The sequence below is a fragment of the Kineococcus sp. R86509 genome (assembly GCF_042466365.1).
Taxonomy (GTDB): Bacteria; Actinomycetota; Actinomycetes; order Actinomycetales; family Kineococcaceae; genus Kineococcus.
Genome location: NZ_JAXHCE010000001.1, coordinates 4,945,682 through 4,960,233 on the forward strand (window position 1 = coordinate 4,945,682; position 14,552 = coordinate 4,960,233).

Genomic DNA, 14,552 nt, shown 5'->3' on the forward strand with positions numbered 1-14,552 from the left:
GAACGCCGCGCTCGCCGAGGTCACCCCCGAGCACCCGCCGAGCCCGCGACCCGAGCCGCCGCCAGCACCGTGGACGACGCCCGCTCCAACGTCGCGACCGCCCCCTCCAGTTCCGCCCGCGACGGCACCCGCCGGGCGAAGCACGCCCGCTCCACCACCGCCAGCGCCGCCCCCAGCTCCTCCCGCCGAGCCGCCAGCGGCCCCGCCCCCGCCGGCGTCAGCAGGCGCGCACGCCACGTCGAGAGCCCCTCCGCGCCACCCCGGCGACGCTCCGGCGGCAACGCCGCGTCGAAGCGCTCCCACGCCACCAGCAGCGCCAGCACCGACGGCGACATCCCGTCGCCGCGCCGGCGGGCCACCACCGCGTTCGCGACCCCCCTCCGGGCCCGACGCCGACGCGCCCCCGCCCGCAGCAGCACCCACGCACCGACGGCCACCCCCACCAGCACCACGGCCAGCACGGTGCGCGCCACGGCGCTCGCCAGCACCTCGGTCACCGTGCGCTGCACCCACGACCACGCTCGCGCCGCCCACGACGGAGGATCCCCCGCCACGAGCGGCGCACCCGCCGTCGGGTCCGACGTCGTCCACCCCTGCCCGGGGACCCACACCTCCACCCACGCGTGCGCGTCCGCACCGCGGAACACCCGCCGCCCACCGGCGTCGGTGCCACCGGCGAAGCCCGTCACCAACCGCGCCGGGATCCCCGCCGAGCGCAGCAGCACCACCTCCGCGCTCGCGAAGTGCTCGCAGAAGCCGATGCGGTCCTCGAAGAGGAACGCGTCCACCGCGTCCTCACCGGCCGCCGGCACCGGCGCGTCCAGGGAGTAGCGCGCGGTCGCGTGCAGGTGCTCGTTCACGGCCCGCGCCGTCGCCACCGGCCCGCGACCCGCCGCCAGGCGCACCCCGAGGTCGCGCACCCGCTGCGGCAACGACGACGGCAGCTGCAGCCACCGCTCCTCCTCCACCGGCGCCGCCCCGGCGCCCGATCCCGAGTCCACGCTCGACCCGAGCGTGGGGGTCTCCGAGGACGTCACCGTGTACGGGACCCCCACCGGCCCCAGCCACGCCGCGGCGCCCGACGGCACCACCCGCAGGTCCACCCCCGGGGACGACACCGCCCCCGGCGCCCCGGCGCTGAGCAGCGCCGGGTAGTCACCCGACACGGGTTCCACCACGTCCACCCGCTGCGGCCCCGTCGCGCCGTCCTCCCCGACCGCCGACCACTGCGACGACCCCGACGACCACGACGCCACCGGACCACCCGTCCACGTCCGCCCGTCGTAGGTGTCCAGCACCGCCGAACGCCACCACCCGGGAGAGTCCGCCGGCACGCTCACCAGTTCCGTCTGCGGCAGCCCACCGCGCGAGGACAGGTCCAGGTCACCCCCCGCGTAGGCCGCACCCGAGCGCGGAGCCGCCGACGCCCGTTCCTCCGCACCGGAGGCCGTCGCCCGCCCCAGCGCGCCACCGGCCAACGACGCCCCGCCACCCGCCGGCACCAGCAGGAACAGCAGCACCCCCGCCGTCCCGGCCGCCGCCACCGCCCGCAGCGTCCGCGCCCGCTGCGCCGCACCCCCGACCCGGTGCGGCACCGCTCCCGCGAAACCCGCCAGCACCGCCGACCACACCACAGCCAAGGGGCCGACCAACGCCGCCACCGGCGACACCCCCGCCGCCGCCAGCACCACCAGCACCGACAACCCCAGCACCAACCGCACCTCGCGCAGCGAACGGGCGCTCGCGAACTGGCGCACCGCCAGGCACAACGCCAGCACCGGCCACAGCGCGAAGACCCCCGAGCTCGAGACCACCCCCGGCAGCCACACCGCACCCGCCCCCGCCGCGAGGACCCCCGTCCACGCCCGCGCCGAGCGCGACGACGTCGCGCCCCGCACCAGCGCCGCCAGGCCCAGACCCGCCGCCGTCGTCGCCACCCCGCCGACCGGCAGTCCACCGGTCACGACCAGACCCCACGCCGCGCCCAGCACCGCCAGCGCCGCGCACACCAGCACCGCGCGACCCGCCCCGTGCGTCGCGTAGGGATCCGCCGCCTCGATCGACGTCGCCTCGACCGACGTCCCCGACCGCCTGCTCACGCGAACCGCCACCCCGTCCCCAGCTCGCCCACCAGCACCCGACCGTCACGACCCGCCGCCGCCCGCGCGGCCACCCCGTCCAGCGGCGTCGGCCCGCCCGCCGCCGCCAGCACGTCCAGAGCCCCCAGGCCCTCACCCGACGCCTCCGCGAGCACGACCCGCACCACCCGCCCCGAACCCAGCTCCCGGCGCACCAGCGCCGCAGCAGAGGCCAGCAGCTCCTCCCACGCCACCCCGTCACCGGAGGCGGCGCCCCCGAGCGCCACCACCAGCGGACCCACCGGCTCCACCTCCCGCTCCACCACCACCAACCCCACGCCCGCCCCACGCGAGGGACCCGAGAGCGCACCCCGACGGGCACTCGCCCGCCAGTGCACCGACGACACCCGGTCCCCCCGCCGGAAGGGACGCACCCCCGCGACGTCCTCCACCCCGGCGCTCACGGGCGGGATCGCCAGCGTCGGCGGCGTCGCCGGTGCGGGGTGGACGTGCACGGGCGCGCCGACGCGCCCGACCCGCTCCACGGTCAGCAACCCGAGGCTGTCCGCCGCCTCGACGAGGACCTCCGGGCCCGGGCTGAAGCAGCGGAAGGCGGCCTCGCGAGGAACGCGCAGCGCCACGCTCGCTCCGGCCGGGATCGCCGGCAGCGCGGTGTGACCCGGGGCGAAGGCGTCGCCGCGGAAGTGCAGGACGGCCGGGGGGAGGTCCCGCGGTCCGTGGTTGTGCAGGTGGAAGACGTGCTCCACCACCTCGCCCACCCGCGTCCGGGCCGCCACGTCGACCCGCACCGACAGCGTCCAGACCCGCGGCAGCGTCGCGACGGCGACCCCGACCGCGGCCAGCAGCAGGCACGCCACCAGCGCGATCCAGCGGTTGCCGACCCCGAAGGAGAGCAGCAGCAACGCCGGCCCCGCCGTCGCCACGAGGATCGGGCGCATCCGCAGGACCTTGTCCGTGCTCGGCTGCGTCAGCAGGACCTCGCGCTCCAGGACGGGCGGGGGACCAGCAGCGGATCGCGCGTCGCTCACCGGTGGATCGGCACGGCCGTGCCGGCGACGAGACCCGCCGCGAGACGTTCCTGCGCCAGCGTGCGCGACGCCGTCCCCAGGGAGTCCGCGAACCGGTGCTCCTCCGCCGGCACCAGCCGGTGCGCGAGCACGGGCACCACGAGGGCCTGCACGTCCTCCGGCAGCACGTGGTCCCGCCCGCCCAGCAACGCCCGCGCCTGCGCGCACCGCACCAGCGTCAACGCCGCCCGCGTCCCCGCCCCCGACACGATCCGCGGGTCCGTGCGCGTCGCCCGGGTCAGCCTCAGCGCGAGGTCGAGGGTCGCCTCCGCCACGTGCACCTGCGTCGTCGCCCGCTGCAACCCGATCAGGTCGCTCAACGCCAGCACCGGCGACAACGCCTCCGGACGGTTGCCCGCCAACTGCTCCCGCAGCACCTGCCGCTCCACGTCCTCACCGATGGGACCCAGCACCAACCGCACCGCGAACCGGTCCAGCTGCCCCTCCGGCAACGGGTACGTGCCGTGCTGCTCCACCGGATTCTGGGTCGCCACCAGCACGAACGGATCGGGCAACCGGTGCCGGACACCGTCCACGGTCACCGCCCGCTCCTCCATCGCCTCCAGGAACGCCGACTGCGTCCGCGGGGAGGTCCGGTTCAGCTCGTCCACCAGGACGACCGGCGCGAACAACGGACCCGGCACGAACCGGAACCCCTCGGCCGCCGGGTCCCACATCCCCGACCCCGTCACGTCCGCCGGCAACAGGTCCGCCGTCGCCTGCACCCGCGCGCAGTCCGCCCCCAGCGACGCCGCGAACGCTGTCGCCATCGTCGTCTTCCCGCTCCCCGGGACGTCCTCGATCAGCACGTGCCCCCGCGCCAGGACCGCCGTCACGAGCAGCTCCACCGCCTGCCGCCGCCCCCGGACGACACGCTCGATCCCCTCCACCAGGGCGCGCGCGGCGCTCGCGGGATCCGTGGTCGAGCGGGCGGTCTCGGGCAGGGCGTGGCTCACCTCTGGTTGATCGGCACCCGGCGTGGGCCACAGGAGGTGTGGCGCAGCAGCTTCCCCCGTCCGGAGCACCCCGTCGGCCCCGGACGCGTGGCGTGATCGAGGCTCTCAGCGTGCTACGGTTTTCCTCGTTCGCACCGACCGGAAGGCACGGGTGAGCACCACTCGTCCGGGTGGCGGAATAGGCAGACGCGCTAGCTTGAGGTGCTAGTCCACGTATAGTGGGTGGGGGTTCAAGTCCCCCCTCGGACACTCGTTGAGACAGCGACGGGACAGGCTCTGACCAGCGGAAACGCGGGTCGGGGCCTTTTTCGTCTCCGGCGCCGGTCCTTCCGGCGTCCGTGGGACGACGGTGGGTACCAGTGCAGTCCGGACCACGTCCGGTGGAGCTGCCGCGGCGGCGAGTGCACGCCGCAGAAGGGTTTCGCCACCGGGGGCGAGGCCGGCCGGTTCCGTCGCCGCGTTACCCCCGCGGCTCCATCGCCGGTGGGACGGTGGTCAGCGCCGCGCGAGGAGCGGGGCGAGTCCGCGCGCCATGTCACGAGCGCGGGGCAGGTCGCTCACCGCGGCAGGGCGACGCACCGCCAGCACCCCCTCCCGCGGGTCGGGGTCGGTGATGTCCAGGACCACGGCGCGGCCGTCGTTGAGCATGGCGTCCAGGAGGCGCTCGGCGTCGGACGCTGCGGCGGCCACGCGGGAACGCAGCAGGTGCCCGACGGCGGTGGTGCGGGCCAGGCGCAGGAGCAGTCTGTCGTCGTCGAGGTGAGCCAGCTCGGGGCGGTTCAGCAGCATCCGGGCCAGCGCGCTGATCTCAGCGGCAGAGGCGGGCTGGGGCGGGGCGGGGCGCCCGGCAGACGACCCGTTGCGGTGGGTCGTGCTCGGACGCGGGTGGTACTGCACTGGGTCCTCCTCGAACGCCGCCTGGTCACCCCGCTGCTCGTGGGCTTCCTGCTCTCCTCACTCTTCGGCGGGTCGAGCGGGCGGCACGATCGCCTGTTCGGGGGGTGCTGCGACCGGGTGCGCCCGCCGATGAGCTGTGTCGTGGCCTGATGTGGCGACGTGGCTGAGGTCACGCCACCTGGCCGGCAGCTCGAGAGGGCTGATCTCTCGTTCTGCCCCCCATCAGGGGGGTGTGTGGTTACCGTGTGGCAGTGCCGGAACTGTGCGTGTCCGACCTGGCGTTCACCCACGTCGGTTCCCACCTCGTCGTGGCCTGTTCCACCGAGCGGGGGCCTCAGCCCTACGCGGGCGTCCTCTTCGACGTCGTGCACCGCGCGGGTGGTCCGTCCTGGTTGTCCTTCCGCGTGCACGGGACGCCGGTCGTCCTGGTGGTCGAGGACCCCTCGACCACGATCGTGTCCGTGGAAGAGGTCGAGCCTCCCGTCGGTCCGGCGGGTGTTCCCCGCCAGATCGAGCATGACAGCGAGCCACTCAGGCAACACACACGGTGATATGACATGGTCAGGTCGTGTCCCGTTCTCCCTCGTCCCACTCTCCGTTCTGCGGCCAGACACTCCAGCCCGGAGGGCGGACGCGCGAGAAGCACAACCACCCGACCGCTCGGAGCGGCATCGAGCTGGGACTGGACACCCCGGGTCCTGACCGATCCACGCACGACCCCCGCCTCGACTCCCAGCGCACCGGTGGCTCGGGCGTCTTCGAGCAGGCGGGAGGACAACGGGCGCTGCTCAGAGCGTGGTGGGAGCAGGTGGACCAGGCCACCCGCGCCCGGCTGCTGGCTCTGGGCGAGGGGGACTTCCTCCCCGGTGACCTCGCGTTGGACGCGCAGATGGCGGGGGTCTCGGTCATCGCCGTCGGCACCGTCCTCGTGGACAGTGGCTACGAAGCCCGCTACGAGCAGCCCGACCTCCTGGCGGACCTGCTGGTGCAAGAACGTGAGCAGGCGTAGAGCGGCGTTCCGTGAGGCCGAGGTGACCCTGACCCCACTCGTCCGCGTCCGCGGGGGTACGCAGCGACCAGGACACCGGCGAACCCGTGGTGACCTCCTCGTCGGTCAGCGCGGATCTGCTGCATGATCAGGTGACGGCCACGTCACGCAGGTCGTCCACGGTCGCTCGGGTCGTCGAGGAGGTGCCGCATGGATCGCTTCGAGCTCGACGTCCACGCCCCGCAGCTCCCGGCTGACTTCACCGCCGCTGGTGCTTCGTCGACGCTACCGCCTCGTCCACCGGGCCTGCTGGGTGAGCTGCAGGAGATCGTCCTCGGCGTCTTCGCGGACTCCGACGACCTGCTTCCCCTCGACGCGGTCCGGCAGGAGGTGTGGCGGCGACTGCCGGACGACGTGCGCGCCTCCTGGTTGGTGCTGGTGATCGGGGGCAACATCAGTGCCACCCTGGCGCACCTCAGCGATGCGGGTCACCTGATCAGACACCGCAGGGGCTGGAGCAGCAGGCGGTACCAGCTGCGGGTGGAGGAGGCACCACCTGCGCCGGCGTCGCCAGGTCCCCACGACGGTCTCGCCGCCAGCGGCACGGTGCAGCCGGGCAAGACCCCCAGGACCCGCGCGCCCGGCAAGACCCGAAGATCCAGCGAGCCGAACCCCTCGAGCCCGACCCCGCAGAACGGTCACCCTCCGCTGGCCGACGGATGGGAACAGGACCCACTCCTCTGACCTGACCAGCCACACCCCGCGCACCGCTGACGACCGGGGCAAGCCCAGGTTGCAGCAGACCCGGGAGCCGACACCGGTCGGCGCTTGCTCCACCCCGAGCTCACCGGCCGTCCCGTGGTGGATCCCGGCCGAGGGCACCACGTCCCTGGTCACGAAGTGGGGGTCGCGTGGCTCGTACGCCAGCGTGGGCCGATGGGTGGACGCGATGGCCCACGACACGTGGTCAGACGTGGTGACGAGGGCGAAGACACGTCCGGGCTGCTGCTGACGCCGTGCTGGCCTCACCGCTTCGTGGCACAACCCGGCGTGCCCTCCACCGTCGGAGCACCTGCGGTTGCCCGCAGGTCCAACGGTGGCCTTCGACCGCTTCCAGGAGAACCCGTGACGCCCGACGTCCGCCGAAGCCGGTGACGCGTCCCGAGAGCCGTGGCCACTGGGCCTCCTTCTCGGGGTGGACCTCGCAGGCGCTCGCGCGTTTCCTGCGCGAGCAGGACCTGACGGGGGGGCGTGCTGCTGGGGCACTCCCTCGGTGTCCAGGTCGTCGCCGAACTCCTCAGCACCGAACCCGCCGACGTCCGCTGTGCGGTCCTCCTCGCCCCCACGACCGATGACGCCGCCCGGAACCGGTTCTCCCAGGCGCGGCGGCTGGCCTGGGACACCTCGGGGGAGCCGTTGAACCTGAAGTTCGTCCAGTTGTTCGCGGCAGCGGCCTGCAGGGCCCGGGTCTGGTGGCGGACGTCGCGGTTCATGCTGGACGAGCACATCGAAGACGCCCTCGAGCAGGTGCGGGTTCCCCTGCTGCTCGTGCGGGGGGACCGGGATCGGCTGGCCTCGGCCGCGTGGCCGCAACGACTGTCCGCAGCGTGCCTCGAGAGTGCTGTCGCTGAGGTTCCCGGTGCCGGTCACGTCGTCCACTGGTCGCACCCCGCCGAGGTGGCCCGGTTGTGCTGGTGGTGGGGGACACGCGAGTTGGCGACGATGGCGGTGGGGGAGTCCTCGCCGTGAGGCGTCTCGAGATCGTCCGCCGGGTGGGTGCGGATCTGTGGTACGCGCTGAGGTGGGAGGCGAAGAGCCTGCGGCGCAGTGTGTTGGCGCCCAAGTACGGCGCGGGCGGTGGTGGGTCGATCCCGGTCGTCCTGATTCCCGGTGTCTTCGAGTCCTGGCGCTTCCTGCAGCCGATCATCGATGCCCTGCACGGGGGTGGCCATCCCGTGCACGTCGTGAGCAGTCTCGGGTTCAACAGCGGCGAGATCCCCGAGATGGCTTCCCGGGTGCGCCGCCACGTCGAGGAGAACGGCCTGAGCGGGGGTGGCCGGATCGCCCTGGTGGGGCACAGCAAGGGCGGCCTCATCGGCAAGCAGTTGCTCGCCCACCACAACGGTGACGGCTTGTTCAAGCACCTGGTGGCCGTGAACTCCCCCTTCTCGGGTTCGAGCCTCGCCCGGTTCGTCCCGCTGCGGTCGGTCCGCGTCTTCGCGCCCGGCGGGGAACTGCTGCGGACCCTGACCGCCGTGGAGGACGTCAACCGCTGCATCACGTCGATCTACACGAAGATCGATCCGAACATCCCCGGCTCCAGTCACCTCCCGGGCGCGGAGAACATCGTCGTCGACACCGTCGGGCACTTCCGGTTGCTGGCCGATCCCCGGCTGGGTTCGGCCCTGCTCGACGTCCTCGCGTCGGTGGACCGGACACACCCATCGTGATCGCCGGTGGACGAGCGGATCGCACCGGGAACCCCGGACCGTGGAGCAGCGAGCGGACCAGGACGACGTTCGCCGACGAGCAGGGCGTGGTCGACTCGGACGTCACGTCGCTGGTGCAGCCGGCGAAACGGGCGCCCGTGGACGTGGCCACGCGTGGTGGGGGAAACCCCGTGCCCACGTCGGCGGCGGCCCGCGTCCCTGGACGCCGCAGGCTGCTCGCGGTGCTGTCCCTCGACGCGGCGTCGGTCGCCGGTCTGGTCCTCGTGGCCCTGGGAACGCGTTCGCGCCCTTCGGGTGCGGGGTACGGCGATCTCGCGCGCACCGCGGTCGTGAGTCTGGCGCCCGCCGTCGTCGCCGTCGTGCACGAGCAACTTGCTCACCGGCCAGGGGCCATCGGACGCCACGCTGCGCGCGGACCAGTTCTGCTGCTGGTCGCGGGATCGAGCGTGAGCACGGCCGGAGCGGCCCGCGTCCTGAGCGGGTGCAGCTCCCGTCCAGGTCATCGTCGGCGTCTGCGCGCGGTCGGCGTTTCTCTGCTCCTCGGTGGCAACGTCGTCCTCGTGCCGTACCTCGCGGCGCTGCGAGCTCTGCACGGCCGGGAACGGGGCGAGGACGATGTTCGCGGCACCGCGGTCCTCGGCGCGGAGCGCAGCGACGTCAGTGCCCCCACACGCTCGACGTCAGCAGAGCCCACCGCGCGGCGCGACCGGCCTCGTTGGGGTGCACCTCGTCCACGAGGAACTCCGGGTGCGCCGCGACCACACCGGACCAGGCCATGACGTGCAGGTTCGGCCACCGTCGCGTCGCCGCGGCCAGGCGCTCGTTGCGGGCGCGGAAGTAGTCGCCGGTGGCCCGGTCGGTGCCGTTGAACCCGAGGTCGTACCAGTAGACGGGTTTCCCCGCGGCCAGGCCCATGAACCAGTCGATCTTCTGGTCGAAGTAGCCGTTGCCGACGGGCACGTGCCCGCTGGGAACCGGAGCGGTGTCCCCGAGCGGCCACGTCCGGGTCGGGAAGGCCGCCCGGTCGCGCAGGGCGTCGTTGGTGCCCAGACCGAGCACGAGGACGTCGCTGTCGTCGACGGCCCGGCGCAGGTCCACCGTCGCCGTGGGGAGGGGCATCCCCGGCCAGGCGGAGCGGAAGCCCTGGTCCTCGACGAAGGCCTGCATCTCGTCGCTGGTGGAGCCGGGCCAGCCGAAGCAGGCCGCGGTGGCGGCCGGAACGGTGGAGGGAACTGTCTGCGCGGTTCCGCCGCAGGCGCCGTAGGTGATCGAGTCCCCGATGACGGCGACGCGCGGGACGGTGCTCACCCCGACGCGCCCCGTCGCCGCGTCCCAGGTGATGGACCCGAACTGGAAGTCGCTACGCCGCCCGCCGGGAACGTCGTACTCGTCGCTGGTCGGGTAACCCAGCCGGCCGCCCTCGTAGCCGGTGTCGGCCCACGCGCTCAGGATCGCGCCGCGCACCGTCCGCGCGTCGGTGCGCGCCGTCCAGTAGACGACGCCACCGCTGAACCGCTGCAGCCGCCCGCCGTCGCGGGGCAGGGGGACCTCGCTGGTGAGGGGGAAGCCGAGGGGGGAGTTCTCCCACCCCAGCACCGCCCACTCCTCCCGGATCGCCCCGGCGACGTCGTGCGCGCCGGTGGCGGGGCTCCAGTAGATCGACCCGCCCTGGAAGTGCTGACCGCGGCCACCGCGCACCTCGAACTCGTCGGTGGTGGGGAACCCCAGGGGGGAGTTCTCCCACCCGGCGCTCGCGTACCGGCCCCGGATCGCGCCGTAGAGGGTGTGGGCGCCGGTCGCGGGGCTCCGGTAGAGCGAGCCGTTCTGGAAGGGCTGCGCCGCTCCGCCCCCGTTCACCGGAGCCTCGTTGCCCGTGCACGTGCCCAACGCCGACGAGCGACCGCCCGCGGCCGCGTAGGCCTGGCCGAAGTCCCCGGTGACCAGGCACCCGCTCGGCGGTGCGGCGACCCGGGAGGTGCGCGTGGTGACTCCCAAGGGGGAGGAGGGTTGCGGGGTGGGGTCGCTCGGTCCTGTTCCGGTGGGCACCGGGGTCGCCGTCGCCGCAGGCACCTGCTCGGGCACCTGCGTCGGTGCCGACCCTGCCGCCGACGCCGACACGACCGGGGCCAGCAGGGTCAGGCCCGCGAGGACGAGCACGGACAGGGAGCGACGGGCGAGCATGCCGACCGATCGACACCGTTCACCCGTACGCCACCGGCGGTTGCGCCGAACGGGGGAAGAACCTCACCGCGTCACCCGTCCGGCCCACCCGTCGCTCAAGGACCGCGGGTCGGGCGTCGACGTGGCCCGTGGGTGGCGGTGTCGCGTCTCCGGCGCTTGGCTGGGCCCGTGACCGACGACCTCGCCCGCGCTGCCACCGAGCCGCCCCACACCGGGGAACCGGCCCTGCACCGGGGCAGCCTGGCGTCGCGGTTGAACTGGCTGCGGGCCGGTGTCCTCGGCGCCAACGACGGCATCGTCTCGGTGGCGGGTCTCGTCGTCGGCGTCGCGGGGGCCACCACGGACCGGACGGCGTTGCTCACCGCCGGCGTCGCGGGCCTCGTCGCCGGCGCGCTGTCGATGGCGGCGGGGGAGTACGTGTCGGTCTCGACCCAGCGCGACACCCAGCAGGCCCTGCTCGCCGCGGAACGCCGCGAACTGGCCGAGATGCCTGAGGAGGAACTCGCCGAGCTCACCGCGATCTACGTCGACAAGGGCCTCTCCCGCGCCCTGGCCGAGCAGGTGGCCCTCGAACTGACCGCCCACGACCCCCTGCGCGCCCACGCCGACGCCGAACTCGGCATCGACCCCGACGAGGTCGCGGGCCCCTGGACGGCCGCCGGGACGTCCGCGGCGGCCTTCACCCTCGGGGCCCTCGTCCCCCTGCTGGCCATCCTGCTCACCCCGGTCGCGGTGCGGGTGGCGGCGTGCTTCGTCGCCGTCCTGGTCGCCCTGGCCATCACGGGCGGAGTCAGCGCCCAGCTCGGCGGGGCCGGGCGGCGCCGGGCGGGTCTGCGCACGGTCCTGGGCGGCGCGCTCGCGATGGCCGTCACCTACGGGATCGGCTCACTGGTGGGTCGCAGCGTCTGAGGGGCGGGTCGCCGCGCCCGAGACCGCGGCCGCGCCGGCCTGGGCGCGGGTGTCGTCCAGGCGGGCGATCGCGCAGTAGCCGGTGGCCAGCGAGGTCGTCGAGGCGAGCAGCACGATGGCCACCAGGAGCAGGGTGCCGGACCGCGTGGACCGGCGGCGCTGCGGACGCAGCAGGTACTCCACCCGGTGGACGACGTCACCGCCGGTGGCCGCAGGAGCGGCGGGAGCAGAGGGGCGGCGCTCGCGCGGCACCACCCGGGCCCGCGCCAGGGCGGCGGTCGCGATGGTCCGCGCGGTGAGTTCCTGGTCCGCGACGCAGGCCGCCGCGTCGAGGTCCGCCTGCCGCTCCGCGGCAGCGCGCACGACCTCGGGCACCCCCCGCAGCAACGGGTTCAGCACCGCGCACGACTCCGCGAGCTGGATCCACACCGGGTGCCGGTGGCGCAGGTGGGAGCGCTCGTGCTCGACGAGGACGCGTTGCTGGTCGGGGTCGAGGGCGGCGAGCATCGCGGAGGAGACCACGACCCGTCCGCGCTGACGTCCCCCCTCCACCGGACGCCGCCACCCCGGCAGGGCGAACGCGTCGGGGGAGGCGCTCTCCAGGACGGTCCAGGTCCCCCCGTCGGGGGTGCTGCGGGTGTCCACGTCACGGCAGGCGAGTTCGGCCCGCCACAGGCCGGCGACCACCAGGACGACGTGACGCGCGGTGGCGGCGAGGAGGAGGAGCAGCACGAGGACGACGGGAACGGCCCACCACGAGGACACCCCGGGTTCCGGCAACGCCGTCGGGTGCCACCCACCCCAGTGCGCCAGCCACGACGTGCGGGCCAGGAGGACACCGATCACGACCGTGGCCGCCGTGAGCACGCAGGTCGTCGTCGCGGCGGCCGCGAGCGCGAACAGGACCACCGCCCGTCGCCAGGAGGCCTCCTCGGCCCGCCGGCGGGCCACGACCCGCAGCACCAGCGACCAGGCGAGGCAGAGCGGGAGGAGCACGTCCAACGCGTCGGGCACCGTCGCGAGCACGCGAGTCACGTGTCCGTCCGGGGGTTCTCGGCGGCGGTGCGCGTGAGGACCTCCAGCAGGAACTGCTCGTCGTCGGGGTCCAGTTCGGAGACGAACCTCGCGAGGATGTCGGTGCGGCGGCCCTCCCCGTCCAGGAGGCGTCGCATGCTGCGCGCGGCCCGGGCGGAGACGAGCTCGTCCGGCGCCGCCGCCGGTGCGTAGGTGTAGCCGCGCCCCGCCGGTTCGCGCAGCAACGCCCCCTTGGACCACAACCGGGCCATCGTGGTCATGACCGTCGTGTAGGCGGGGTCGTCGTCGAGACGGTCCACCACCTCGGCGACGGACAACGGACGGTCCGCGGTCTGCACCACGGTCAGGACGGCCTCCTCGAGCGCGCCGCGCGATCGCCTCACCACCGGTTGACGCCCCCCTGGTCTCCGTGTCTACTACTGGAGGAATAGTAGTCGACGTCGTCGCGTGCAGCTCCCCACCGGCCCCTCGCCAGTGTGCGGCACACCGCCCCCCGAAGCCGCAGCCCTGGAGGACCCCCGTGCTGGACACCATCAACGGACTCCCCGTCCACCCCCTCGTCGTCCACGCCGTCGTCGTGCTCCTGCCCCTGGCGGTGCTCGGCACGATCCTCGTCGCCGTCCTGCCCCGCTGGCGCGCCCGCTACGGCGGACTCAACGCCCTCGTCGCGGTCATCGCCACCGCACTCTGCCCGATCGCGACGAGCAGCGGAGAAGCCCTCGAACACCGCGTCGGCGACCCCGGCGCCCACGCCGAACTCGGAGACCAGCTCGTCTGGTTCGCCCTCCCCATGACGCTCCTCGCGATCGTCCTGTGGTGGGTCCAGCGCCGCCACCGCGCCGACACCCCCGACGTCACCGCCGTCACCGCCGACGCCGCCGACGACACGAAGGACCCCGGCGCTCGCGGCCGGGGTCCGCGCGCCGTGCGGGGCCTCGGTGTCGTCGCCGTGCTGTCCGTGGTCGCCGCCGTCGCCGCCGGCGTCCAGGTCTACCGGGTCGGCGACTCCGGCGCCGAGGCCGTGTGGGCGGACCAGATGACCAGCGCCCCGGCCCAGGCCGGCAGCGGAGACTGACGCGGACCGTCCAACCGCCACCCGTCGAGAACGATCTGAGGACCGCACCACATGGACATCGCCCAGGCCCTCGTGCTCGGAGTCGTCGAGGGGATCACGGAGTTCCTCCCCGTCTCCAGCACCGGACACCTGACCATCGCCGAACGACTCCTCGGCCTGCGGGTCGACGACCCCGGCGTGACCGCCTTCACCGCGATCATCCAGGTCGGAGCCATCGCCGCCGTCCTGATCTACTTCCGCACCGACATCGTCAGGCTGGTCCGGGCCTGGGTGTCCGGACTCCTGCACCCCACCGCCCGGCGCGACCCGGACTACCGCCTCGCCTGGTTCGTCATCGCGGGTTCCGTCCCCATCGGCATCGTGGGTTTCGCCGCCCGCGACCTCGTCTCGGGTCGCCTCCGCAGCCTCGGCGTCGTCGCCGTCGCCCTCATCGCGTGGAGCGCGGTCATGTACCTCGCGGAACGGCGGGGCAGTCAACAACGGTCCGAGCGCGACGTCCGTCTCTCCGACGTCCTGGTCATCGGACTCGTCCAGTGCGTCGCCCTGGTCCCCGGGGTCTCGCGGTCGGGGGCCACCATCAGCGCCGCGCTGTTCCGCGGCCTGGACCGCGTCACGGCGACCCGGCTGTCGTTCTTCCTCTCCATCCCGGCGCTGACCGCCGCCGGGGCCTACGAGGCCGCCGGCAGCGCCTCGGACATCAGCGCCAGCGTCGGCTGGACCCCCACGCTCGTCGCGACCCTGGTGAGCCTCGTCGTGGCTTACGCCTCCATCGCCGGGTTGCTCCGCCTCGTCGCCCGCCACCCCATCACGATCTTCATCGGCTACCGGGTCCTCCTCGGCGTCGTGCTGCTCGTGCTCCTGGGGACCGGAGTCCTCTGAGCGGGGAGTGACGCGT

Annotated in this window: 15 protein-coding genes and 1 tRNA gene; 9 read left to right on the plus strand and 7 right to left on the minus strand. The window is 74.1% G+C overall.

Features of this window, described 5'->3' with window-relative positions; all coding sequences use genetic code 11:
- Positions 1–20: 20 nt before the first annotated feature.
- The 3 genes from SJY07_RS24140 to SJY07_RS24150 are packed head-to-tail and all read right to left on the minus strand — an operon-like array spanning position 21 to position 4,122.
- Positions 21–2,099 carry a transglutaminaseTgpA domain-containing protein gene (locus tag SJY07_RS24140; protein WP_380161837.1) on the minus strand — a complete coding sequence of 693 codons (2,079 nt, stop codon included), beginning with the start codon at positions 2,097–2,099 and terminating at the stop codon, positions 21–23.
- Positions 2,096–3,127 carry a DUF58 domain-containing protein gene (locus tag SJY07_RS24145; protein WP_380161838.1) on the minus strand — a complete coding sequence of 344 codons (1,032 nt, stop codon included), beginning with the start codon at positions 3,125–3,127 and terminating at the stop codon, positions 2,096–2,098. The genes SJY07_RS24140 and SJY07_RS24145 overlap by 4 nt, the downstream gene beginning before the upstream one ends.
- On the minus strand, positions 3,124–4,122 hold the full coding sequence (locus tag SJY07_RS24150; protein WP_380161839.1) for an AAA family ATPase: 999 nt from the start codon (positions 4,120–4,122) through the stop codon (positions 3,124–3,126). The genes SJY07_RS24145 and SJY07_RS24150 overlap by 4 nt, the downstream gene beginning before the upstream one ends.
- 164 nt (positions 4,123–4,286) lie before the next feature.
- Here SJY07_RS24150 and SJY07_RS24155 point away from each other — a divergent pair.
- Positions 4,287–4,371 (plus strand) — tRNA-Leu (locus tag SJY07_RS24155).
- A gap of 246 nt (positions 4,372–4,617) precedes the next feature.
- On the opposite strand, the gene SJY07_RS24160 is transcribed toward SJY07_RS24155, so the two are convergent.
- Positions 4,618–5,019, minus strand: a complete 402-nt coding sequence (locus SJY07_RS24160; protein ID WP_328291660.1) for a hypothetical protein — start codon at positions 5,017–5,019, stop codon at positions 4,618–4,620.
- Positions 5,020–5,270: 251 nt separating this feature from the next.
- On the opposite strand from SJY07_RS24160, the gene SJY07_RS24165 reads away from it, so the two are divergent.
- The 5 genes from SJY07_RS24165 to SJY07_RS24185 all read left to right on the plus strand — a co-directional run bounded on the left by SJY07_RS24165 (position 5,271) and on the right by SJY07_RS24185 (position 8,457).
- On the plus strand, positions 5,271–5,570 hold the full coding sequence (locus SJY07_RS24165) for a hypothetical protein (protein ID WP_328291659.1): 300 nt from the start codon (positions 5,271–5,273) through the stop codon (positions 5,568–5,570).
- A gap of 257 nt (positions 5,571–5,827) precedes the next feature.
- Positions 5,828–6,028 carry a hypothetical protein gene (locus SJY07_RS24170; RefSeq protein WP_328291658.1) on the plus strand — a complete coding sequence of 67 codons (201 nt, stop codon included), beginning with the start codon at positions 5,828–5,830 and terminating at the stop codon, positions 6,026–6,028.
- A gap of 189 nt (positions 6,029–6,217) precedes the next feature.
- On the plus strand, positions 6,218–6,751 hold the full coding sequence (locus SJY07_RS24175) for a hypothetical protein (RefSeq protein WP_380161840.1): 534 nt from the start codon (positions 6,218–6,220) through the stop codon (positions 6,749–6,751).
- Positions 6,752–7,258: 507 nt separating this feature from the next.
- Positions 7,259–7,756, plus strand: a complete 498-nt coding sequence (locus tag SJY07_RS24180) for an alpha/beta fold hydrolase (protein WP_380161841.1) — start codon at positions 7,259–7,261, stop codon at positions 7,754–7,756.
- Positions 7,757–7,779: 23 nt separating this feature from the next.
- Positions 7,780–8,457 carry an esterase/lipase family protein gene (locus SJY07_RS24185; protein ID WP_380161842.1) on the plus strand — a complete coding sequence of 226 codons (678 nt, stop codon included), beginning with the start codon at positions 7,780–7,782 and terminating at the stop codon, positions 8,455–8,457.
- 657 nt (positions 8,458–9,114) lie between these two features.
- On the opposite strand, the gene SJY07_RS24190 is transcribed toward SJY07_RS24185, so the two are convergent.
- Positions 9,115–10,638: a GDSL-type esterase/lipase family protein gene (locus tag SJY07_RS24190; protein ID WP_380161843.1), complete on the minus strand. Its 1,524-nt coding sequence runs from the start codon at positions 10,636–10,638 to the stop codon at positions 9,115–9,117.
- Between the two features lie 168 nt (positions 10,639–10,806).
- Between SJY07_RS24190 and SJY07_RS24195 the strand changes: the two genes are divergently transcribed.
- The gene (locus SJY07_RS24195) at positions 10,807–11,547 is read left to right on the plus strand and encodes a VIT family protein (protein ID WP_380161844.1); all 741 of its coding nucleotides are present in this window, start codon (positions 10,807–10,809) and stop codon (positions 11,545–11,547) included.
- On the opposite strand, the gene SJY07_RS24200 is transcribed toward SJY07_RS24195, so the two are convergent.
- Positions 11,524–12,573: a M56 family metallopeptidase gene (locus SJY07_RS24200; protein ID WP_380161845.1), complete on the minus strand. Its 1,050-nt coding sequence runs from the start codon at positions 12,571–12,573 to the stop codon at positions 11,524–11,526. The genes SJY07_RS24195 and SJY07_RS24200 overlap by 24 nt on opposite strands.
- A 5-nt stretch (positions 12,574–12,578) precedes the next feature.
- Positions 12,579–12,965, minus strand: a complete 387-nt coding sequence (locus tag SJY07_RS24205; protein WP_380161846.1) for a BlaI/MecI/CopY family transcriptional regulator — start codon at positions 12,963–12,965, stop codon at positions 12,579–12,581.
- Between the two features lie 137 nt (positions 12,966–13,102).
- On the opposite strand from SJY07_RS24205, the gene SJY07_RS24210 reads away from it, so the two are divergent.
- Together SJY07_RS24210 and SJY07_RS24215 are read left to right on the plus strand one after the other, a co-directional pair.
- Positions 13,103–13,657, plus strand: a complete 555-nt coding sequence (locus SJY07_RS24210; RefSeq protein ID WP_380161847.1) for a DUF2231 domain-containing protein — start codon at positions 13,103–13,105, stop codon at positions 13,655–13,657.
- Positions 13,658–13,708: 51 nt separating this feature from the next.
- Positions 13,709–14,536, plus strand: a complete 828-nt coding sequence (locus tag SJY07_RS24215) for an undecaprenyl-diphosphate phosphatase (protein WP_380161848.1) — start codon at positions 13,709–13,711, stop codon at positions 14,534–14,536.
- Positions 14,537–14,552 lie beyond the last annotated feature (16 nt).